General features: G+C 73.9%; 14 protein-coding genes. 10 read left to right on the top strand and 4 right to left on the bottom strand.

The window, feature by feature from the left end:
• Nucleotides 1–12: 12 nt before the first annotated feature.
• Complete coding sequence (locus ACMXGY_RS15960) at nucleotides 13–1,119, bottom strand: glycosyltransferase family 4 protein (protein WP_483773963.1); 1,107 nt, start codon at nucleotides 1,117–1,119, stop codon at nucleotides 13–15.
• A 160-nt stretch (nucleotides 1,120–1,279) separates the two neighbouring features.
• On the opposite strand from ACMXGY_RS15960, the gene ACMXGY_RS15955 reads away from it, so the two are divergent.
• Nucleotides 1,280–2,485: a glycosyltransferase family 4 protein gene (locus ACMXGY_RS15955; RefSeq protein WP_483773962.1), complete on the top strand. Its 1,206-nt coding sequence runs from the start codon at nucleotides 1,280–1,282 to the stop codon at nucleotides 2,483–2,485.
• Here the strand turns inward: ACMXGY_RS15955 and ACMXGY_RS15950 are convergent.
• The gene (locus ACMXGY_RS15950; protein ID WP_483773961.1) at nucleotides 2,472–3,173 is read right to left on the bottom strand and encodes a phosphatase PAP2 family protein; all 702 of its coding nucleotides are present in this window, start codon (nucleotides 3,171–3,173) and stop codon (nucleotides 2,472–2,474) included. The two genes, ACMXGY_RS15955 and ACMXGY_RS15950, sit on opposite strands and share 14 nt — an antisense overlap.
• A gap of 208 nt (nucleotides 3,174–3,381) precedes the next feature.
• Here ACMXGY_RS15950 and mfd point away from each other — a divergent pair, with 208 nt between their 5' ends.
• Entirely contained in the window at nucleotides 3,382–7,131 is a 3,750-nt protein-coding gene (gene mfd, locus ACMXGY_RS15945) for a transcription-repair coupling factor (protein WP_483773960.1), read from the top strand.
• Between the two features lie 6 nt (nucleotides 7,132–7,137).
• Here the strand turns inward: mfd and ACMXGY_RS15940 are convergent, their stop codons facing one another.
• On the bottom strand, nucleotides 7,138–7,356 hold the full coding sequence (locus ACMXGY_RS15940; RefSeq protein WP_483773959.1) for a PLD nuclease N-terminal domain-containing protein: 219 nt from the start codon (nucleotides 7,354–7,356) through the stop codon (nucleotides 7,138–7,140).
• Nucleotides 7,357–7,606: 250 nt separating this feature from the next.
• On the opposite strand from ACMXGY_RS15940, the gene ACMXGY_RS15935 reads away from it, so the two are divergent.
• The 6 genes from ACMXGY_RS15935 to ACMXGY_RS15910 all read left to right on the top strand — a co-directional run bounded on the left by ACMXGY_RS15935 (nucleotide 7,607) and on the right by ACMXGY_RS15910 (nucleotide 18,034).
• Nucleotides 7,607–9,769, top strand: a complete 2,163-nt coding sequence (locus ACMXGY_RS15935; RefSeq protein WP_483773958.1) for a carbohydrate-binding module family 20 domain-containing protein — start codon at nucleotides 7,607–7,609, stop codon at nucleotides 9,767–9,769.
• Nucleotides 9,770–10,018: 249 nt separating this feature from the next.
• A complete protein-coding gene (locus ACMXGY_RS15930) occupies nucleotides 10,019–14,131 on the top strand; it encodes an endo-1,4-beta-xylanase (RefSeq protein ID WP_483773957.1) in 4,113 nt (1,370 codons plus the stop codon).
• Between the two features lie 83 nt (nucleotides 14,132–14,214).
• Nucleotides 14,215–14,925 (top strand): nucleoside triphosphate pyrophosphohydrolase, encoded by a 711-nt coding sequence (locus tag ACMXGY_RS15925; protein WP_483773956.1) that lies wholly within the window; start codon nucleotides 14,215–14,217, stop codon nucleotides 14,923–14,925.
• Between the two features lie 186 nt (nucleotides 14,926–15,111).
• Nucleotides 15,112–16,398, top strand: a complete 1,287-nt coding sequence (eno, locus tag ACMXGY_RS15920; RefSeq protein ID WP_483773955.1) for a phosphopyruvate hydratase — start codon at nucleotides 15,112–15,114, stop codon at nucleotides 16,396–16,398.
• A gap of 225 nt (nucleotides 16,399–16,623) precedes the next feature.
• On the top strand, nucleotides 16,624–17,457 hold the full coding sequence (locus ACMXGY_RS15915; protein ID WP_483773954.1) for an FtsB family cell division protein: 834 nt from the start codon (nucleotides 16,624–16,626) through the stop codon (nucleotides 17,455–17,457).
• 49 nt (nucleotides 17,458–17,506) lie between these two features.
• Nucleotides 17,507–18,034 (top strand): DUF501 domain-containing protein, encoded by a 528-nt coding sequence (locus ACMXGY_RS15910; protein WP_483773953.1) that lies wholly within the window; start codon nucleotides 17,507–17,509, stop codon nucleotides 18,032–18,034.
• A 19-nt stretch (nucleotides 18,035–18,053) separates the two neighbouring features.
• On the opposite strand, the gene ACMXGY_RS15905 is transcribed toward ACMXGY_RS15910, so the two are convergent.
• Nucleotides 18,054–20,171 carry a SpoIIE family protein phosphatase gene (locus ACMXGY_RS15905; protein WP_483773952.1) on the bottom strand — a complete coding sequence of 706 codons (2,118 nt, stop codon included), beginning with the start codon at nucleotides 20,169–20,171 and terminating at the stop codon, nucleotides 18,054–18,056.
• Nucleotides 20,172–20,294: 123 nt separating this feature from the next.
• Here ACMXGY_RS15905 and ACMXGY_RS15900 point away from each other — a divergent pair, with 123 nt between their 5' ends.
• Together ACMXGY_RS15900 and ACMXGY_RS15895 are read left to right on the top strand one after the other, a co-directional pair.
• Nucleotides 20,295–21,311, top strand: a complete 1,017-nt coding sequence (locus ACMXGY_RS15900; protein WP_483773951.1) for a Ppx/GppA phosphatase family protein — start codon at nucleotides 20,295–20,297, stop codon at nucleotides 21,309–21,311.
• 185 nt (nucleotides 21,312–21,496) lie between these two features.
• Complete coding sequence (locus tag ACMXGY_RS15895; protein WP_483773950.1) at nucleotides 21,497–22,987, top strand: NAD(P)/FAD-dependent oxidoreductase; 1,491 nt, start codon at nucleotides 21,497–21,499, stop codon at nucleotides 22,985–22,987.
• The last annotated feature ends 44 nt before the right edge of the window (nucleotides 22,988–23,031 follow it).

Raw genomic sequence — 23,031 nt, 5'->3', positions numbered from 1 at the left:
ACCGCGGTGCGGTCAGCCGCGCTGGGCCACGGCGCGCCAGATCGCGGCGTGCTGCGCGGCGCTGCGCTCCCAGGTGAACGTGGCCGCACGCTCGCGGCCACGGCCGACCAGGGTCTCGACCTCGGCGTCGCGCGTCGTCACCCACAGCAGGGCCTCGGCGATGCTCGCGCCGTCGGGCTCGGCGAGCACGCCGCCGTCGCCCACCACCTCGGGCAGCGAGCTCGTGCGCGCCGCGACCACGGGGACTCCCGCCGCCATCGCCTCGAGCGCTGGCAGCCCGAAGCCCTCGTAGCGCGACGGCACGACGACGGCCGCCGCGCCGGCGACGAGCCCCGGCATGTCCTCGGCGGGCAGCCGCCCCACGAGGCGCGTGCCCGGCAGGTCACCGAGGAGCGCGGTGCGGCGCGGGTGCGGCGGGCCGCTCATGACGAGCGTGAGGTCGGGCCGCGCCGAGCGGACCGCGCGCCACGCGACCGCGAGCTCGTCGAGGTTCTTGCGCCGCGACGCGCCACCCGCGTGCAGCACGTACGGCCCGTCCACGCCGAGCGCGGCGAGCCGCTCGCGCGGGAGCGGTCGGGCGCCGAAGTACACGGGGTCGACGCCGTTGTACGCGACCGCGGGGCGCTCGTCCAGGCCGAGCACCTCGGCGGCCTCGTCGGCGCTGAACTCCGACACGCACACGACGGCCGCCGCGCGGCGGACCTCCTCGGCGGCGGCGCGCACGGGCGCCGACTCGTCGTCGTACCGCCACGACACGACGTCCTGCACGGCCACGACGTCACGGGTGGGGTGAGGCGGCAGGTCCAGCCCCACGCGGTGCACGACGGCACCGCGCGGGTAGACCGCGCGCCCGACGGCCCGGCGCAGGGCCGGGCTCGCCGCGCCGAGGCGGCCGAGCGGGAGCCGGTGCGTCCCGGGGAGCGGGGACCGGAGCGAGCGGAACACGGCGCGGTCCACGGACCACGCGCGCGTGGCGCCGGTCCCCTCGGCACCGGGACCCGTGCCGTCCGGGCCACCGTCGGCGAGCGCCGCGGACGCGCGGGCGGCGACCTCCTCCTGGTACACCTGGGCACCCATGGGAACCTCGACCGCGACGGTCGCGACGACGAGCTGCGGCATCGGGCGGATCCCCTCGGGACGTGGCGTCCGGCCGGTCCGGCGCGGTCGGTAGAGTGGCCCACTCTAGTGGGGCCCGCGCCCCGCAGGACGGGTACGAGCGGGTGATGATCGGGTGATCGTGGACCGGGCGCGGGCCGTCCCGCGGGAGAGCGAGGGGCGCATGGCCGGACGACGTCGGGTGGCTCTCGTCACGAGCTCTTTCGACCCGCACACGGGCGGCGTCGAGTCGCACGTGCGCCACGTCGCGCGCGTGCTGGCCGGACGCGGCACGGCCGTCGAGGTCTGGACCGTCGACCGCGGCGAGCATCTCGGCACGCGCCGCGTCGACGGCGTCCTCGTGCGGTACCTGCCGACCCCGCAGCCCTCGAGCAGGCCCGGCGACGTGGCGCGCTTCGCGCTCGCCGCGCCCGCCGCGGCGCTCGCCTGGGGCAAGGCCTACCGGGCCTTCCGGCCGGACGTCCTGCACGTGCAGTGCTTCGGCCCGAACGGGGCGTACGCGCTCGGGCTGCGGACGCTCACGCGGACCCCGCTCGTCGTGAGCTCGCACGGGGAGACGTTCGCGGACGACCACGCCGTGTTCGACCACTCGCGCCTGCTGCGCGCCGCGCTCGAGCGCTCGGTCGACGTCGCGGGTGCGGTCACCGGGTGCTCGCGCGTCGTGGCTGACGACCTCGTGCGGTTCGGCGCGCGGGACGCCGCGGTGGTGCCCAACGGCGTCGACCTGTCCGCGGGGCAGCCCACGGCCGGGCACGGGCCGGAAGCCGTCGAGCAGCACGCCACGACCGCGGTCGTGCCCGGCCGTCCGGCGTCGGCCGCGCGGGTGCCCGTGGTCGTCGCCGTCGGGCGGATCGAGCACGTCAAGGGCTTCGACCTGCTCGTCGACGCGTTCGCCGCCTCCTCGCTGCGCGACCGGGCCCGCCTCGTCGTCGTCGGCGACGGGAGCGAGGCCGCGTCGCTGCGGCGTCGCGTCGCCTCGGCGGGCCTGCAGGACCGCGTCGAGCTCCCCGGGCGCCTCGACCCGCCCGAGGTCGCCGCGCGGCTCGCGGGCGCCGACGTCGTCGTCGTGCCGAGCCGCGCCGACGCCGCGCCGCTCGTGGTGCTCGAGGCGTGGCGGTCGGGTCGCCCCCTCGTCGCGACGGTGCGCGGGGGGCCGCCGGAGATCGTCACCGACGGTGTCGACGGCGTGCTCGTCGACCCGCAGGACACGGCGGCGCTCGCGGACGCCGTGCTCGGGCTGCTCGACGACCCCGCGCGGGCCGAGCGGATTGGCGCCGCCGGGCGCCGCCGGGTCGAGGACTTCACGTGGGAGCGGGTCGTCGACCGCTACGAGGACCTCTACGCGGGTCTCGCTACTACGGCTCGCTGACGGTGCCGGGCGCCGCAGGGGCCGCGGCCGCCCTCGCTGCGGCGACCCGCTCGTCCGGCCTCCGCGGGACGTCGAGCGCCCACGTCACCGCGACGGTGACGGCCGCCGTCACCAGCAGGGAACCGACGACGTCGCTCGGCCGGTGCGCGTAGGTCACCACCGACGCGAACGCGGCCACGGCCGTGACGACGAGGGCCACCCCACCGACCACCGCGCGCGACGCGGGCCACGGCCACAGCAGCCAGACCGCGACGCACAGGCCGCCGACCACGGCGACGTGCCCGCTGGGGAACGTCTGGTGCGCGTAGCCGAAGCCACCGAGATCCGGGCGGACGAGCAGCTCGCGCAGGCCGAGCGCGATCCCGACGGTGCCGAGCACGACGAGCACGGCCGTGAGGAGGTCGCGCCACGCACGCCGGACGAGCGCGACCACACCGAGCACGGCGACGAGACCCGCGCACGCCACGGGGAGCCCCCGGCGGAGCGCGCCCGCGACGCCCTGGCCGGCGTCGTGCAGGGGCGCGAGCGTCCGGAACGCCCCGGCGTCCGCCCGCTGGCCCGCGACCGTCAGGTGCGAGGTCGCCCAGAGCGCGGCGAAGACCGCGACGAGGACCGCGAGCAGCACGAGCGGCGCGACGGAGCGGGACCGGGCTCGTCCGGCCGCAGAGGGCTCCGAGGTGGAGGGCACCCCCCGAGCATGGCGGAGCGGCACGGACCGTGTCACCGGGCCGGTCCTGTCCCGCCGGGTGAAAAGCCCGCGTGGGTGCCCGGGCGTACGCTGGACCCCGTCGTCCAGCACGACGTGAGCCCGGACCTGCGCCCCGACCTCGGGGATGCCTCGGTCCGGGCCGTTCGTGCTGCCCCGTCAGCGTCGTCCTCGGAGGGAACAACCCCGCATGAACCTCACCGGCATCCTGCCCGCGCTGCTCGCCGACCCCGCCGCGTCGGCGGCGGTCGAGCACGTGCGCGCCCGCGGCGAGGCGGACGTGGTCGGCCCGGCGGGCGCGCGCCCGCCGCTGCTCGCCGCGATGGCGGGGGCACGGGCCACGGGTCCCGCCGACGAGCCGACGGTCGACACCGCGGACGACCGGGCGCCGTCGGGCGCGGGGTGGGCGGCGGGATCGCGTCCGCTCGTGGTGGTGACCGCCACCGGGCGTGACGCGGACGAGCTCGCGGCGAGCGTGCGGGCGTACCTGCCGGACGAGCTGGCCGACGTCGTCGCGGTGCTGCCGAGCTGGGAGACGCTCCCGCACGAGCGGCTCAGCCCGCGCGCCGACACGGTGGCCAAGCGCATCGCGGTGTTCCGGCGCCTCGCGCACCCGGACGCCGAGGTGGGGCCGTCCGGTCCGGTGCGCGTGCTCGTCATGCCGGTGCGCGCGCTCCTCCAGCCGGTCGTCGACGGCCTGGGCGAGCTCGAGCCGGTCGAGCTGCACGGCGGGTCGACGGCGGACCTCACCGATGTGGCCGAGCGTCTCGTCGCGGCGGCGTACACGCGCGTGGACATGGTCGAGCGGCGTGGCGAGTTCGCCGTGCGGGGCGGCATCCTCGACGTCTTCCCGCCGACCGAGGACCACCCGCTTCGCGTCGAGTTCTGGGGCGACGAGGTGTCGGAGATCCGCTGGTTCGCGGTCGCGGACCAGCGCAGCCTCGAGATCGCCGAGCACGGCCTGTGGGCCCCGCCGTGCCGGGAGATCCTCCTCACCGACGCGGTGCGAGAGCGCGCGGCGGCCCTCGTGGAGCAGCTGCCGGGGGCGGTCGAGATGCTCGACAAGCTCGCCGCGGGCGTCGCGGTCGAGGGCATGGAGTCGCTGGCCCCCGTGCTCGTGGACCGCATGGTGCCGGTGCTCGAGCTCGTCCCGGACGACGCGCTGCTCGTCGTCGACGACGCCGAGCGCGTGCGCCGGCGCGCGCACGACCTCGTCGCGACGACCGAGGAGTTCCTCGCCGCCGCGTGGACCGGAGCCGTCGCGGGCGGGAAGACGCCGCTCGACCTGTCTGCGGCGTCGTTCGAGACGTTCGCCGAGGTGCGGGCCGTCGCCCAGCGCCGCGGGCTGGGCTGGTGGACGCTGTCGTCCTTCGCCCTCGACAACCCCGACCTGGACACGGCACCCGAGGGAGCGGCGACCGCGGGCGGCGCGGGCGCGTCGTCGGGCACCACGGCTCCGCACGTGGGGGAGAGCGCCGAGGGCGTGCCGACCTTCACGATCGGCGCGCGCGACGTCGAGTCGTACCGGGGCGACGTGTCGCGCGCCCTCGACGACCTGCGCGGCCTGCAGCACGCGGGCTGGCGCCTCGTGCTCACGACCGAGGGCCACGGGCCGGCCAAGCGCATGGTCGAGCAGCTCGGAGAGGCAGACACCCCGGCGCGGCTCGTCGCCCGCCTGGACGCCGAGCCCGAGGGCGGGATCGTGTCCGTCACGCCGGCGATGGCCGGCAAGGGCTTCGTGGTGCCGGAGCTGCGCCTCGCCGTCTTCTCCGAGTCGGACCTCACGGGCCGCGCGGGCACGAGCACGCGCGACATGCGCAAGATGCCGAGCCGGCGGCGCAACGTCGTGGACCCGCTCCAGCTCAAGGCGGGCGACTTCGTGGTGCACGAGCAGCACGGCGTGGGCCGCTTCGTCGAGCTCGTGCAGCGCACGCTCGGCACGGGCGGCAACGCGGCGACGCGCGAGTACCTGGTGATCGAGTACGCGTCGTCGAAGCGGAACCAGCCGGGCGACCGGCTCTTCGTGCCGATGGACCAGCTCGACCAGGTCACCAAGTACACGGGTGGCGAGTCGCCGAGCCTCAACAAGATGGGCGGCGCGGACTGGGCCAAGACGAAGTCCCGCGCGCGCAAGCACGTCAAGGAGATCGCGGGCGAGCTCATCCGCCTGTACTCGGCGCGCATGGCGACGCAGGGCCACGCGTTCGGCCCGGACACGCCGTGGCAGCGCGAGCTCGAGGACGCGTTCGCGTACGTCGAGACGCCCGACCAGCTCGCGACGATCGACGAGGTCAAGGCCGACATGGAGAAGACGGTCCCCATGGACCGGCTCGTGTGCGGAGACGTCGGCTACGGCAAGACCGAGATCGCGATCCGCGCCGCGTTCAAGGCGGTGCAGGACGGCAAGCAGGTGGCGGTGCTCGTGCCCACGACACTCCTCGTCCAGCAGCACTTCGAGACGTTCTCGGAGCGGTACGCGGGCTTCCCCGTGACGGTGAGGGCGCTCTCGCGGTTCCAGACCGCGAAGGAGTCGGAGGAGACGATCGAGGGGCTGCGGCAGGGGAAGGTCGACATCGTCATCGGCACGCACCGCCTCATCACCGGCAGCATCCGGTTCAAGGACCTCGGGCTCGTCGTCATCGACGAGGAGCAGCGGTTCGGCGTCGAGCACAAGGAGACGCTCAAGCAGCTCCGCACCAACGTGGACGTCCTCGCGATGTCCGCGACGCCGATCCCGCGCACGCTCGAGATGGCCGTCACCGGCATCCGCGAGATGTCGACGCTCGCGACCCCGCCAGAGGAGCGTCACCCCGTGCTCACGTACGTCGGCGCGTACGAGGAGAAGCAGATCGCGGCCGCGCTGCGCCGCGAGCTGCTGCGCGAGGGCCAGGTGTTCTACGTGCACAACAAGGTCGAGACCATCGACCGCACGGCGGGCAGGCTCCGCGAGCTCGTGCCCGAGGCCCGCGTGGGCGTCGCGCACGGCAAGATGAACGAGCACCAACTCGACCAGGTCATCCGGGCGTTCTGGGAGAAGGAGCTCGACGTCCTCGTCTGCACGACGATCATCGAGACCGGGCTCGACATCTCGAACGCCAACACGCTCATCCTCGAGCGTGCCGACATGCTGGGACTGTCGCAGCTCCACCAGCTCCGCGGTCGCGTGGGCCGTGGCCGCGAGCGCGCGTACGCGTACTTCCTGTACCCGCCCGAGCGCCCGCTGACCGAGACGGCCCACGACCGCCTCGCGACCATCGCCGCCCACACCGACCTCGGCGCGGGCATGCAGGTCGCGATGAAGGACCTCGAGATCCGCGGCGCGGGCAACCTCCTCGGCGGCGAGCAGTCCGGGCACATCGCGGGCGTGGGGTTCGACCTGTACGTGCGCATGGTGGGGGAGGCCGTCGCGAACTACCGCGGCGACGGGCCGGAGGAGCAGCCGGAGATCTCGATCGAGCTGCCGGTCGACGCGCACCTGCCCGAGTCGTACATCGCGACCGAGCGCCTGCGGCTCGAGGCGTACAAGAAGATCGCCGCCGCGACCGACGCGCCGCAGCTCGCCGAGGTCCGGGCGGAGCTCGTGGACCGCTACGGCGCGCTGCCCGACGTCGCGTCCGCGCTGTTCGACGTCGCCGACTTCCGCAACCACGCGCGCCGCGTCGGGCTCACCGACGTCACCGCGCAGGGCAAGTTCATCCGGTTCGCGCCGGTCGACCTCGCCGAGTCGGCGCAGCTGCGCCTCAAGCGCCTCTACCCCGGGACGCTCCTCAAGCCCGCGATCCGCGCGTTCCTCGTGCCGTTCCCGACGACGGCACGCATCGGCGGTCGGCCGCTGCGGGGCGCGGAGGTGCTGGCGTGGGCGCGGCAGCTCGTCGACGCCGTGATCGTGGGCGAGGTGAGCGCTGCGGCTACGGTCGGGACGTCGTCGGGCGCCCGCTGAGCGGCGTCAGCTCTTGCGGCCGTCGAGGAAGTACGCGATCGGCCCGACCCAGTTGACGAGCAGCGCGAGCCCCCACGCGAGCTTGGTGCCGTTGACCTGGTCCGCCGGGCGGCGCGCGAGGTCTCGGTATGCGGCAGCGGTGAGCGTCACCTGGGCGGCGCCGACGACGCCGACGGTGACCTTCTGACCCCTGCTCAGGTCCTTCCAACGACGCTTCGTCCCCATGACGGCTCCTCTCGACGGTCGTGCCCCTGATCGACGGTATGCCGTCCGCGCGCCCGACGCAGGACGCACCCGCGCCGAGGTCGTGACAGGTCGTGTCGGTCTCTGTAAGGTTGCTGCAACATCCGGCAAGACTCTGCAACGCAGCGGAGCCCGCCGGCCCGCCCACCACCCCGGGCGTCGTCATCACGAACGTGGCAGGAGGCGCGCTCGAGGTCGAGCGCGCGACTCGTCGCACCTCGAAGGAGCAGCAATGACGCGCACCACCGATCTCGCCGGCCCGCCGGCACCCGCCTCGGCCGGAACCGTGGCCCCGCGCCGCGGCGGCCGACTGCACCGTCTCGTCGCGACCGCGGCCTCGGCCGCCCTCGCGCTCGGGACGGCGTTCGTCGCCACGGTCCCGGCAGCAGCACCTGCCGCTGCCGCGCCACCCCTGCCGACGCCTGTCGTCGACTCGCCGAACGGGCGGGGCGACGTGATCCTCAACCTGTTCCAGTGGACGTGGGACTCGGTGGCTGCCGAGTGCTCGAGCACGATCGGGCCGGCAGGCTTCGGCTACGTCCAGGTCTCGCCGCCCCAGGAGCACATCCAGGGCACGGCCTGGTGGACGTCCTACCAGCCTGTCAGCTACAAGATCGAGTCCAAGCTCGGCACCCGTGCCGAGTTCCAGCACATGGTGAGCACCTGCAAGGCCGCAGGGGTGGGCGTCGTCGTCGACGCGGTCGTCAACCACACGGCCGGTGCCGACACCGGGTCCGGCACCGGCACCGGCGGGACGAGCTACGCCGTCGACAGCTTCCCCGGCGTCCCGTACGGGCCGAACGACTTCAACGACTGCCGGTCGAACATCACCAACTACGGCGACCGGTACAACGTCCAGAACTGCCGTCTGGTCTCCCTGCAGGACCTGCGGACGAGCTCCGACTACGTGCGCGGCAAGATCGCGGGCTACCTGAACGACCTCATCGCCCTGGGAGTCGCCGGGTTCCGGATCGACGCCGCGAAGCACATCCCGGCGTCCGACCTCGCCGCGATCAAGGCGAGGCTGACCAACCCGAACATCTTCTGGGTGCACGAGGTCATCGGCGCGAACGGTGAGCCGATCCAACTCTCGGAGTACCTCGGCTCCGGCGACTCCCACGAGTTCCACTACGCCCGTGAGCTGAGGTCCCGGTTCGACGGTCAGATCAAGGACCTGCGGTCCATCGGGGACAACAAGCTGCCGTCGGACCGCGCGGGGGTGTTCGTCGACAACCACGACACCGAGCGCAACGGCGAGACCATGAACTACAGGTGGAACGCCAAGTACGTCCTCGCCAACGCGTTCATGCTCTCCTGGCCGTACGGGTCGCCCAGCGTCTACTCCGGCTACCGGTGGACCGACAAGGACGCCGGTGCGCCGGGCGCGACCGCGACGTCGGTGCCCGACGCGAGCTGCTCGAACAGCGCCTGGACGTGCACCCAGCGCTGGACCGAGATCGCGGGCATGGTCGGCTTCCACAACGCCGTCGCCGGGACCGCGGTGACGAGCTGGTGGGACGACGGGAGCAACCACATCGCGTACGGCCGGGGCAGCAAGGGGTACGTGACGATCAACAACACCGCGAGCGCAGTGACGCGCACCTACCAGACGTCGCTGCCCGCCGGCACCTACTGCGACGTCGTCGCCTCGAAGGACTGCAGCAAGAAGTACACCGTCTCCGCGTCCGGCACGTTCACCGCGACCGTCGCCGCCTACGGCGCTCTTGCCCTTCACGTCAAGGCGACGGGCGACGGCGGTACCGGCGGCCCGGGACCGGTCGACCCGACCAGCACCACGGTCTACTACTCCACGGACAAGGGGTGGAACGCCTACAACGTCCACTACAGGGTCGGTACGGGTTCGTGGACCACGGTCCCGGGTGCCTCGATGGCGCCGGCGTGCACGGGCTGGGTCTCGAAGCAGATCACGGCCGGCGCGACGATCACGGCCGCCTTCAACGACGGTGCAGGTGCCTGGGACAGCAACGGCGGAAAGAACTACACGCTGAGCGGCGCGGCGGTCGCCGTCGCGCGGGGCACCGTCACCGCGGGCGACCCCTGCGACGACGGCGGTGCAGGCCCGGGCGGTCCCGTCGAGGGCCAGGGCGACGCGGCGTTCGCCGTCACGGCGACCACCACGTGGGGCCAGTCGGTCTACGTCGTGGGCAGCATCCCCGCACTCGGCTCCTGGTCCCCGGCCAACGGTGCCCCTCTGGCGGCGGCGACGTACCCCGTGTGGACGGCGACCCTCGACCTCCCTGCCGGAACCACGTTCGAGTACAAGTACGTCAAGCGCGACGGCTCCGGGAACGTCGTCTGGGAGAGCGGCGGCAACCGCACCGCCACCGTCGGGCCGGACGGCTCCGTCACGCTCTCCGACACCTGGCGGTCGTGACCCCGACCCGTTGACCCGCCGAGCATGCGGTCGTGGCTCGTCCTGACGTCGGGACGGGCCACAGCCGCATGCTCGACGGCCGGAAGGGCGCGGTCGGTGCTCCCGGCGCCCAGTCGCCGACAGGTTCCCGCTCACCGCGGTGGGAATTTGTTCAACCGTTGTGCCGGCGCGGCGCTCACCCCTAAGGTGTGGGCGGGCGCACTGCTGCGCCGTGGGCGGTAGCCCGGAGCTGATCGCAAGGGAGCGATGATGAGACGGACCTGGAGAACGGCTGTCGCGGGGGTGCTCGCCGCCCTCGTCGCCGGCGGGGGAGCGAGCGCCGCGATGGGTGTCGACGGATCGGCCGGGCAGGCGTCTGCCCATCTCGATAACGATATCGACATCGTTGTGGAGAACGATTTTGAGACGGACGACCTGAGCCCGTGGGGCCCGCGGGGTCCGGTCGCGCTCGCGCGGACGGACGCCGAGGCGCACGCCGGCACCGGGAGCATGCAGGTCGCGGGCCGCACCGGCGAGTGGAACGGACCGGCGACGTCGGTGACCGCACTCTTCGCACCGGGAGCGACCTACGACGTCGAGGCCTGGGTGAAGCTCCCCGCCGGGACGACGGGGTCGTCCGGGATGCACTTCACCGTGCAGGAGACGAGCGCGTCGGGCGACGCCTACACCTGGGTCGGCGGCGCCGTCACCGCGACCGCCGACGGCTGGGTCCGCATCGGCGGCGCCTACACGATGCCGGACGGGCTGAGCGCCGCGACGCTCTACGTCGAGGCCGCCCCGATCGACGGCGTCCACCCGTCGTTCCTCGTCGACGACGTCCTCGTCACCACGCGCGGCGACGGCGGCACCGACCCGGGCGGCGTCGTGCCCGGAGGCGCGGTGAACCCGGTGGCGACCCCGGTGGGCCTCGCCGAGGGGACGGGCGACGTGTCCGCGCTCACCTTCGACGACGGGCCGAACCCCGGGACCACGCCCGCGCTCCTGGACTTCCTCGCCGAGCACGACCTGCAGGCGGTGTTCTGCGTCATCGGGCAGAACGTCGAGGCGCCGGGCGGGGCGGAGATCCTGCGCCGCATCGTCGACGAGGGCCACGTGCTGTGCAACCACTCGACGGGCTACGCGGACATGGGGTCGTGGACCGCGGACGAGGTCCGCTCCGACCTCGTGGAGAACCTCGGGATCATCCGCACCGCGCTGGGCGACCCCGCGTACCCGGTGCCGTTCTTCCGCGCGCCCAACGGCTCGTGGGGCGCGACCCCCGAGGTCGCGGTCGCGCTCGGCATGCAGCCCCTCGCCGTCGTCAACACGATCTCCGACTGGGAGACCCAGGACGTCGCGACGCTCACCGCCAACCTGCGCGCGGCCATGAAGCCCGGCGAGGTCGTCCTCGCGCACGACGGCGGGGGCGACCGTGCGGGCACGCTCGCGGCGGTCGAGACGGTCGTCGGCGAGCGCCTCGCCGACGGCTGGACGTTCACGTTCCCCGCCGGCACGCCCCCGCGTGCCGGCGAGGTCCTCCTGGAGACGGGCTTCGAGGACGGGCTCGGCGGCTGGGTGCCGCGCGCGGGCGACGCGACGACGCCCACGCTCGGCCTCACGACCGTGGCGCACGGGGGCGCGCAGGCCGCCGTCGTCACCGGCCGCGACGGTCAGGGCGACGGCATCGGTCACGACGTGACCGGTCTGCTCGACGCGGGCGTCACGTACGAGCTCAGCGCGTGGGTCCGCTTCGCCGAGGGCCAGCCCGCGGACGACGTGTGGCTGAGCGTCGCGCGCACGGTCGACGGGACGACGTCGTACTCGACGCTCGCGCAGCTCACCGGTATCACGAACGCCGGCTGGACCCAGGTCACCGCGACGTTCCAGGGCGCCGACGCCGACGAGGCGCTGCTCTACCTCGAGACGGACTACAACGGCGACAACACGTCCGACCTGCTCGTGGACGACGTCGTGCTGCGCGTGCCGCCGCCGCCCGCGGTCGAGGACCTCACGGGGATCAAGGAGACCGTGGACGTCCCGGTGGGCGTCGCGATCGACAGCCGCGAGACCGCGGGTGCGGCGTCGGAGCTGCTCCTGCGGCACTTCGACCAGGTCACGGCCGAGAACCACATGAAGCCCGAGGCCTGGTACGACGACGAGCGGACCTTCCGCACGCACCCCGAGGCCGTCGCGCTCATGGACTACGCCGCGCAGCACGACGTGCGCGTCTACGGCCACGTGCTCGTGTGGCACAGCCAGACCCCGGCCTGGTTCTTCGAGGGCGCCGACGGTGCCCCGCTCACCACGTCGGAGGCGGACCGGCAGGTCCTGCGCGACCGGCTCCGCACCCACGTGTTCTCGGTCGCGCAGGCGCTCGCGGAGGCGCACGGTCCGTTCGGCGGCGGCAACCCGGTCACGGCGTTCGACGTCGTCAACGAGGTCGTGTCCGACGGCGGTGAGAACCCCGACGGCCTGCGGCGCTCGGAGTGGTTCCGCATCCTCGGCGAGGAGTTCATCGACCTCGCGTTCGCCTCGGCGGACGAGGCGTTCAACGACGTCTACGCGGACCCGGCGGCGAAGGAGCGCGGGGAGCGTCCCGTCGCCCTGTTCATCAACGACTACAACACCGAGCAGGGCGGCAAGCAGGACCGCTACCGCGCGCTCGTCGAGCGGCTCCTCGCGCGTGGCGTGCCGGTCGACGGTGTGGGGCACCAGTTCCACGTGAGCCTCGCGATGCCCGTCTCGGCCCTCGAGGGCGCGATCGAGCGGTTCGCGGACCTCCCTGTGACGCAGGCGGTCACCGAGCTCGACGTGACGACGGGCACCCCGGTGACGCAGGCGAACCTCGTCGAGCAGGGCTACTACTACCGCGACGCCTTCCGGGTGTTCCGCGAGCACGCGAGCGACCTGTACTCGGTCACGGTCTGGGGTCTCACGGACGGCCGGAGCTGGCGCGCGGACAACGGCGCACCGCTCGTGTTCACCGACGCGCTCAAGGCCAAGCCCGCGTACCACGGCGTCGTCGACGGCGAGCTGCCGGCCCGACTGCGCACGGCGAACGTGTTCGCGGGCGACGTCCCGCTCGCCGACGACGCCACGACGTCAGCCGTGTGGGACCGCCTCCCGCTGCACACGTTCGACGCCGGGGGCACGCCCGTCGCGTTCCAGCTCCGCTGGGCACCGGACCACCTCACGGCGCTCGCGCGCGTCGACGACACGTCGCCGTCGACCACGGGCGAGCCTGCCGACGCGGTGACGTTCGAGCTCGAGGGCGAGACCGTCGTCGTCGGTCGGGACGGGAGCGTCACGGGTGCGCGCGCGACCGCCGTGGTGGCCGAGCGCGCGGGCGGGTACGACGTCGTCGCGCACCTGCCGCTCGACGCCGCCGCCGAGGGCGGCACGCTCGCGCTCGACGTGCGGGCGGCCGACGGCTCGGTGACCGGTGCCTGGAACACGCCCGGCTCGTCGGGCACGCTCACGCTGCTCGAGGAGCTGTCGTACCTCGAGATCGCCCGGGCGTCGGCGGCTCCCGCGGTCGACGGCGACGTCGACGACGTGTGGTCCGAGGCCGGCGAGGCGGTGACGACCGCGAAGGAGGTCCAGGGGACCGGCGGCGCCGTCGCGACGGTACGCACGCTCTGGCGCGACCAGACCCTGTACGTGCTCGCGGAGGTCGACGACCCCGTCGTGGACGTCAGCGGGTCCGACCCCTGGGTCCAGGACTCGGTCGAGGTCTACGTCGACGCGGGCAACGCGAAGAACGGCTCCTACCGCTACGACGACACGCAGATCCGCGTCAGCGCGGAGAACGCGGTGTCGTTCGGCACCGGCGACGAGGCGTTCCAGCGGGGACGCGTGACGAGCGCGACGGCCCGGACCGAGGACGGGTACGTCGTCGAGCTCGCGGTGAGCCTGCTCGAGCACGGCGGCGAGGGCACGTTCCACGGCCTGGACCTCCAGGTCAACGACGCGGCCGACGGTGCCCGCACGGCGATCCGCAACTGGGCCGACCCCTCGGGTGCCGGCTACCAGTCGACCGCCCGCTGGGGCGTCGCGCGCCTCGTCGACGGCGGGACCGCGCCCGGGGTCGCGCTCGACGTCGAGGTCGCGCCCCGCTGCCTCGCCGGCAAGGCGTACGTCGCCGTGCGCGCGACGAACGCCGAGGACGTGCCGGTCGACGTCACGCTCACGACCCCGTACGGCTCGCGGACCTTCACCGCGGTCGCGCCGGGTGCGAGCGCGTACCAGTCGTTCGCCGTCCGGGCCACGTCGGTCCCGGCAGGCAGCGTCACCGTCTCGGGGACGGCCGCGACCGCGGGCGCCCCGGGCGACGGGCCGGCACCGTCGACGCAGGAGGTCGCGTTCGACGCGCGCACCTGCTGACCCCGCCGGGCCGGCGGTCGTGGCCCGTCCCCGCCCCGGGACGGGCCACGGCCGCACCCGGCCACCGAACCTACGATGGGCCGATGACCGACCCGGCGCCCGACCGCACGTCCACCGACCCGCTGCGCGACGCAGTCGCCGTGATGGACCGCCTGTACTCCCCGGGCGGGTGCCCGTGGGACCGCGAGCAGACGCACGAGTCCCTCGTGCGCTACCTGCTCGAGGAGGCGCACGAGCTGGCCGAGGCGATCGAGACCGGCGACCGCGCGGGGACGCGCGAGGAGCTCGGCGACCTGCTCCTGCAGGTCCTCTTCCACGCGCGCATCGCGAGCGAGGAGCCGGACCCGTACACGGTCGACGACGTCGCGGCCGACCTCGTCGCCAAGCTCGTCCGCCGGCACCCGCACGTGTTCGCCGATGCCCCGGTCACCGACCTGCACCAGCAGTGGGACGCCATCAAGAAGGCCGAGAAGCAGCGCACGTCGGTCCTCGAGGGGATCTCCCAGACGCAGGGCGCGCTCGCCCGCGCGCAGAAGGTGCTCTCCCGCACCGAGCGCGGCGGCCTGGGCGACGCCGCCCGCTCGGCGCTCGAGGCGCCGTCGGGCGTCGAGACGGGCGGCACGACGGCGGAGGCACGCCTCGGGCGCGAGCTGCTCGCCCTCGTGGCGCGCGCCGAGGCGGAAGGGGTCGACGCGGAGGCCGCGCTGCGCGGCGAGCTGCGCCGGGTCGAGTCCGCGATCGTCGCCGCGGAGGCGTCCCCGCGCGACGACGACGGGGCGGGACGTTCGTCCTGACCGTCGGCCGCGCAGGTCCCCGGCACCGGGCCCACGGACCGGACGCTGCGGCGCAGGTCACATCGGGGCACTAAGGTGGGGTCGTAAACCCACCACCGTCGCGGGCGCGCACGCGGCGTCCCGGGTTTCCGTGCCCGGGTCGGTCGCCGACGCAGCGCCCGTGAGCCCTGCCCTGAAGGAGCACCTGTGGCCAGCATCGAAGCCGTTGGAGCGCGCGAGATCCTCGACTCCCGCGGAAACCCGACCGTCGAGGTCGAGGTCGTCCTGGACGACGGGACGTTCGCCCGCGCCGGAGTGCCCTCGGGCGCCTCGACCGGAGCGTTCGAGGCCGTCGAGCGCCGTGACGGCGACAAGTCCCGTTACCTGGGCAAGGGTGTCGAGGGCGCGGTGAACTCCGTCATCGACGACATCGCCCCGGAGCTCATCGGCTTCGAGGCCGAGGACCAGCGCCTCATCGACGCCGCCCTCATCGACCTCGACGGCACCCCGAACAAGGGCAAGCTCGGCGCCAACGCGATCCTGGGCGTCTCGCTCGCCGTCGCGAAGGCCGCCGCGAAGAGCGCCGGCCTCGACCTGTACCGCTACGTCGGCGGCCCGAACGCGCACGTCCTGCCCGTGCCGATGATGAACATCCTCAACGGCGGGTCGCACGCCGACTCGAACGTCGACATCCAGGAGTTCATGGTCGCCCCGATCGGCGCCACGTCGTTCCGCGAGGCGCTGCGCACAGGCGCCGAGGTCTACCACTCCCTCAAGTCCGTGCTCAAGGGCAAGGGCCTCGCGACGGGCCTCGGCGACGAGGGCGGCTTCGCTCCCAACCTGCCGAGCAACCGCGACGCGCTGGACCTCATCCTCGTCGCGATCGAGCAGGCCGGGTTCGTCCCGGGCAAGGACGTCGGCCTGGCGCTCGACGTCGCGGCGACCGAGTTCTTCAAGGACGGCGCGTACCAGTTCGAGGGCAAGGCCACGAGCTCGGACGACATCATCGCGTACTACGAGCAGCTCGTCCGCGACTACCCGCTGGTCTCCATCGAGGACCCGCTGTCCGAGGACGAGTGGAGCGCCTGGTCGCAGCTCGTCTCGCAGGTCGGCGACAAGGTGCAGATCGTCGGCGACGACCTGTTCGTCACCAACCCCGAGCGCCTCGCGAAGGGCATCGAGCTCAAGTCCGCGAACTCGCTGCTCGTCAAGCTCAACCAGATCGGCACGCTCACCGAGACGCTCGACGCCGTCGAGCTCGCGCAGCGCAACGGCTTCACCGCGATGGTGTCGCACCGCTCGGGCGAGACCGAGGACACGACGATCGCCGACCTGTCCGTCGCGACGAACGCCGGCCAGATCAAGACCGGTGCGCCCGCCCGCGGCGAGCGCATCAACAAGTACAACCAGCTCCTGCGCATCGAGGAGGCGCTGGACGACGCCGCGCGCTACGCCGGTCGCGGCGCGTTCCCGCGCTGGTCGCCCCAGGCGTGACGCTCGCGACGCCGGGCGCCGTCGTCTGACGTCTCCGTGAGGGCCCGGTGGACCGGAAGGTCGGTCCACCGGGCCTTTCGCGTGCGCGCACCGGCGCGGGCGACGACACGCGGGCGGCGGGCGGGGGGAAGCCCCGGGGTGAAGAAGTCGTGACGATCTGCCGTTCCGACGCGCGCCCCGCGCGTGCTGCTCGGGCGACGCGCGGCGCGACGGCAGAATCGGGTCATGCCGTCCTCGCGTCGTCCCCCGCGCCCCGGTGCCCCCGCGCGCCCGGCGCGGGGAGCGTCGGGACCGTCCCGCGGGGCGTCCGCGAAGCCCGGCACCTCTGCGAAGCCGGGCGGTACCGCCAAGCCGAGCGCGTCCGCGAAGGCGGGGCGCTCCGCCACGCCGGAGCCGCCGCGCAAGCCCGCGTCCGGTGCCACGCCGCAGCCCCCGCGGAAGACGACCCCTGTTGCCCCACGCGCGTCCTCGGCAGGCACGCGCCGCCCGAGCGCGCGCGCCGGCTCGGCGTCGCGCTCGGCGAACCGTGCGGCCGGTCCGGCCCGCGAGGACCGGCGGCGCAGCCGGTACGGGTTCCTCCTGCCCGAGGTGGTGACGGTCCGCGCGCTGGTGCTGTCCGTCGTCGGGCTCCTCGCCCTGGTGCTCCTGCTGCCGACCGTGCGCGCGTACGTCAACCAGACGGGCGAGCTGCGCGAGCTGCGGCGCGAGCTCGCGGAGGCGCAGGCGACGCAGGAGGGTCTCGAGGCCGAGCTCGACCGCTGGGACGACCCCGCGTACGTCGAGAGCGAGGCGCGCGACCGGCTCAACTTCGTCATGCCGGGGGAGCAGCCGTGGCGCGTGCTCGACCCGGAGTCCGTGGTGGACGACATCGACCCGCAGACCGGTCGGGAGATCACGGACGGCCCCGTCCAGGGCTACGACGACGGCGTGCCGTGGTACGAGGCGATCTGGACGTCGGTGCAGGTCGCTGGCGAGCAGCCGGCCCCCGACGGTGCGGGCTCCGGGAGCGGGGTCGACGCGGGCGACGAGCAGGCGCCCGCGAGCGGGGAGAATGGGTGAGGCGTCACCACTCGTGACGTCGTCGACCGACCCCTCGAAGGAACCTGCCGTGACCGACGCCCGCCTGGCCATCCCCGCCGACCACCCGGACGCTGCCGTCACCGAGCACGACCTCGAGACCCTCGCGGAGCAGCTGGGCCGCACGCCCCGGGGCGTCGTCGGCATCGCGGCGCGGTGCGCGTGCGGCCGGCCGCTCGTCGTGCGCACGGCGCCGCGGCTCGAGAACGGCACCCCGTTCCCCACGACGTTCTACCTCACGCACCCGGGCGCCGTCGCCGCGGCGTCGACGCTCGAGGCGAACGGCGTGATGAAGGAGATGACGGACCGGCTCGCCGAGGACGAGGAGCTCGCGGCCGCGTACCGCCGCGCGCACGAGCACTACCTCGCGCAGCGCGAGGCGCTCGGCCACGTCGAGGAGATCGACGGCATCTCGGCGGGCGGCATGCCGACGCGCGTCAAGTGCCTGCACGTGCTCGTCGGTCACGCGCTCGCCGCGGGGCCGGGCGTCAACCCGCTCGGGGACGAGGCGCTCGAGCGGGTGCGCGACACGTGGCGCCCGGACCGCTGCACCTGCTGACGTCCGACGCGGGCGCGGGTCAGCCGTGGTCGTGCGGCGACTCCAGGAGGTCCTCCGGCAGGACCTCGGGACCGGCCTCCGCCGGCCGTGCGGCCTTCCCGGAGTAGGCACGCAGCGCGAGGAGCGCGACGTCGTCGTCGCGCGTCGGCGCGAGCTCGGCGATGAGCCGGTCGCACAGCTCGTCGAGCGTCTCGTCCGGCACCCCCTCCGCCGTGCTGCGGAGCCGCTCGAGCCCGACGACGAGCGACTCCCCGCGGCGCTCGACCAGCCCGTCCGTGTAGAGCAGGACGGTCGAGCCGGGATGGATCGGCTGCGTGTGGTCGTGACGCTCGGCGTGGACGCGGATCCCGAGCGGCAGGTCGGCCTGGCGGAACAGCAGCTCGGCCGTGCCCTCGGGATGGATCAGCAGCGGCGGCAGGTGGCCCGCGCTCGACCAGCGCAGCAGCCGCAGGTCCTGCTCCTCGAGGTCCTCGGGCTGCTCGACCCTCGCGAGGATGCCGGTGCTCATCGTGTCCACGGCGAGGTCGTGCATGGCCCAGTCGAGCGACGTGAGGATGGCCGCCGGAGGCTGCACGACCGCGTGCGCCCCTCCGCGGAGCACGTTGCGCACCTGGGCCATCACGACCGCGGCCCGCAGGTCGTGGCCCGCGACGTCCCCGATCACGAGACACGTGCTCCCGTCGCGGACGAGGAACGCGTCGTACCAGTCCCCGCCGATCTGCGCCCCCGAGGTCGCCGGGGCGTACCTCGCGACGAGCTGCAGGTGGTCCGGCTCGGGCAGCGCCGTGAGCAGGCTGCGCTGCAGCTCCTCGGCGAGGTCGCGCTGGACGGCGTGCAGGCGCGCGTTGTCCAGCGCGAGGCCGATCTGGGCCATGACGTCTCGCAGCGACCCGAGCTCGGTCTCGGAGAAGTCGCCGCGCTCGGCCCCGCGGGCGAGCGTGACGAGCCCCCGCACGCGCCCGCGTCCGCGCAGCGGCATGACGGCGAGGGCCCGCGGTGCGAGGCGGGCGAGGAGCTCGCGGGCCGGTCCGTCCTCGAGGAGGTCGCCGGGACGTGGCGGTCCTGCGCGCAGGGCGTGGGGCGCCCCGGCCAGCGTCTCCGCGACGAGCGACGTCTGCGTGAGCGCGGGCACCCGCAGCCGGCGGTACTCGTCGAGGACCGGTTGGAGAGCGCTGTCGGCGTGCAGCGCGGCGACGTCGTGCAGCCGCTGCCGCCAGCCGGTGGCGCCCTCGTCGAGGATGCTGGCGATGGCGAAGTCGGCGAGACCGGGCACGAGGTGCGGCAGCACGGCCTCGAGCGCCCGTACGGGGTCGAGGATCTCGGCGAGGTCCGCAGCGACGTCGGCCAGGAGCGTGGAGCGCGTCCGCGCCTCCTCCGCCTCGGCCAGGGCGCGACGGCGCTCCGTGACGTCCGTGAAGTACGACGCGACGCCGCCGCGCTCCGGCACCGCGCGGACCTCGTACCAGCCGTCGAGCGGCGCGGGGTAGTAGGCGTCGAAGACGACCGGCTCGCCGGTGCGGGCGACCTCCCGGTAGCTCTCCTCGAACGCCGAGCCCACGGCGGCAGGGAAGAGGTCCCACAGGACGCCACCGAGCAGACGGTCTCGCGAGCTGCCCAGGATGCGTTCGCCCTCGGCGTTCACGTAGCGGAACCGCCACTCCGCGTCGAGGGAGTAGTAGCCGACCGTCATCTCCTCGAGGATGCGGTGCACGCGCTCCTCGCCCTCGCGCAGGGCCGTGGTGTCGGTGGTGACGCCGACGACCTGCTCGGCGACACCCGTCGGCCCGGCGAGCGCGCGCCCGCGCGCGGTGAGCCAGCGCGTCGTGCCGTCGGGCCGGAGCACCCGGAACTCCGCCTCGTAGATCCCGCAGGTGGCGATGGCCGTGTCGAGCGCGGCGGTCACCGGCGCGACGTCGTCGGGGTGCAGCCGAGCGTTGAAGGCGTCGATCGTGCCGCCGAAGGAGTCCTCGTCGTACCCGAAGATCTCGAGCAGCGCCGAGTCCCAGCGCAGCGTGCCGGAGGACAGGTCCCAGCGGAACGTGCCGAGGCCTGCTGCCTCCGCCGCCGAGCCGAGGAGCTTGAGCCTCTCGCCGAGGAGGCGGTCGGCTCCCGCTGCGTCGCCCACCTGGTGCTGCATCTGGATGTCCTCCGCGACCTGGTGCGAGCGTTCCCAGCGGACATCATCTCCAGTGCGGCGGGCTCGCGCACGAGGGGTGGTCCCGGTGCGCGTCGTCGGGCAGCGGGATGGCACCCTGGTCGCATGACTTCTGGATCCACCACGCCGGTCGCCGCGCACCGCGCGGACCGTCCTTCCGAGCCGGCTCCCGGGACGGCGCGGGTCGCCGCCGTCGACTGCGGCACCAACTCGATCCGCCTCCTCGTCGCGGACGTCGACACGGAGGCGGGCACGCTCGTCGACCTCGACCGCCGCATGGAGGTCGTCCGGCTCGGGCAGGGCGTGGACCGGACCGGTCGCCTCGCCCCCGAGGCGCTCGAGCGTACGCTCGACGCCGCCCGCCGCTACGCCGCCGTGATCGCCGAGCTCGGGGCCACGCGCACGCGGTTCGTCGCGACGTCCGCCACGCGCGACGCCGAGAACCGCGACGAGTTCGTCGCCGGCGTGCTCGACGCGCTCGGGGTCGAGCCCGAGGTCGTCTCGGGCCAGGAGGAGGCGGCGCTGTCGTTCCGCGGGGCCACGTCGACCGTCGCCGCGGTGCGCCCCGGCCCCTACGTCGTGGTCGACCTCGGCGGGGGCTCGACCGAGCTCGTGCTCGGCACGCAGACCCCCGACGCGTCGTTCTCCATGGACGTCGGGTGCGTGCGCCTGACCGAGCGGCACCTGCGCTCCGACCCGCCGACCGCCGAGGAGGAGGCCGCCGCGCGCGCTGACGTGCGCGCCGCGCTCGACGAGGCGGCCGCCGTCGTGCCGCTGGGGCAGGCCGCCACGCTGGTGGGCCTCGCGGGCTCGGTCACCACCGTGACCGCGCACGCGCTCGGTCTCGCGGCCTACGACCGGGACCGGATCGACGGCTCCGTGCTGCCGGTCGACGCCGTCCTCGCAGCCTGCGACGACCTGCTGCACCGCACGCGCACCGAGCGGGCCGCGCTGGGCTTCATGCACCCCGGCCGTGTGGACGTCATCGGCGCGGGCGCGCTCGTGTGGTCAGAGGTCGTGCGCCGGGTGCGCGACGACGTCGCCGCGGCGGGCGGGTCGCTCACCGAGGTCGTCACGAGCGAGCACGACATCCTCGACGGGATCGCCTGGTCGATCGCCTGACGCCCTGCCGAACCCGGGTTCGGCGTCGGCCCGGGTTCGGCGTAGACCCGGGGCCGACCGGTACGGGCGGAATGACCCTGGTTGGGCGGGTCGAGGGGCGACCAGCGGGGTGGCGTGGGGCGCGTCACGCCCGTCTGACGGACGCTCCGGCTCGCCTGTGCCGGAACCGGTAATACTCTGGAACCATGCCTCAGAATGACCTGACCTCGGTCAGCCGTGCCCAGACCGCCTCGCCGCGGCCCCGCAAGGTGCCTCGCGTCGTCGTGCTCGGCGGCGGTTCCGTGGGTCTGTACGCCGCTCGTCGCCTGCGCAAGAAGCTCGGCCGCCGCGAGGCGGCGATCGTGGTCGTCGACCCGCGCCCGTACATGACGTACGCGCCCTTCCTCCCCGAGGCGGCCGCGGGCTCGATCGACGGTCGCGACGTCGTCGCACCGCACCGCCGAGCGCTCAAGGGCGTCGACGTGCTGCAGGGCAAGGTCGTCGCGATCGACCACGGCTCGCGCCGCGTGACGATCCACCCGGAGGAGGGCGACGACTACTCGGTCACCTACGACCACCTCATCGTCGGCCTCGGATCGGTGTCGCGCACGCTGCCCATCCCGGGGCTCGCGGAGAACGCGATCGGGTTCAAGAACGTGGAGGAGGCCATCGCGGTCCGCAACCACGTCCTCAACCGTATGGACGTGGCGTCGTCCACGTGGGACGAGGCCCTGCGCCGCCGCATGCTGACGTTCACGTTCGTCGGTGGCGGGTTCGCGGGCATCGAGGCGCTCGCCGAGATCGAGGACATGGCTCGCTACGCGACCAAGAACTACGCCACGATCGAGGAGAAGGACCTCCGCTTCGTCATGATCGAGGGCGCCGGTCGCATCCTGCCCGAGCTCAGCGAGCCCATGGCCCTCTACGCGCTCGACGAGCTCAAGAAGCGCGGCATCGAGTTCCACCTCAGCACGTTCCTGTCCTCGTGCGTCGACGGCCACGTCGTCACGTCCACGGGCGTCGAGTTCGACTCCGACACGATCGTGTGGACCGCGGGCGTCAAGGCAAACCCGGTCATCAAGGAGGCGTCCGACCTCCCTGTCGACAAGATGGGCCGCGTCACCGTGCTCCCGACGCTCCAGGTCGCCGACGCGGACGGCGTCGTCGTGCCGAACGCGTGGGCCGCGGGCGACTGCGCCGCCGTGCCGGACGTGCTCAACCCCGGCAAGTTCTGCCCCCCGAACGCCCAGCACGCGATCCGCGAGGCCACGCGCCTGGCGGACAACCTCGCGCTCGAGCTGCACAGCGAGCCCCCGGTCGAGTACCGCCACAAGAACGTCGGTACGGTCGCGTCGCTCGGTCTGTACAAGGGTGTCGCCGAGCTCTTCGGCGTGTTCAAGCTCCGCGGGACGCTCGCGTGGCTCATGCACCGCGGCTACCACGTCATGGCGATGCCGACGGGCAACCGCAAGATCCGCATCTTCATCGGCTGGATGGGCCAGTTCCTCATGGGCCGCGAGCTCGTGTCCCTCGGTTCGCTGCACGACCCGCGCGCCGAGTTCCGCGCGGCGTCCGTGCCGCCGAAGAAGGACGGCGAGCCGGTCAAGCAGACCGCCCAGGGATCGGCGGCGGCCGCGGAGTCCGGCACCGGCACCGTGGACGCGGACGACAGGACGCCGGCGGCCAAGGCCTCCTGACGCCGCCGGGCTCCGGCCTGGCACAGCTGCCCGACGTCGAGGGG

Source organism: Cellulosimicrobium sp. G4 BAM 1002 (assembly GCF_057126935.1).
Note: the sequence above shows the minus strand (reverse complement) of the source record. Positions and strands in the feature narration are given on the sequence as shown.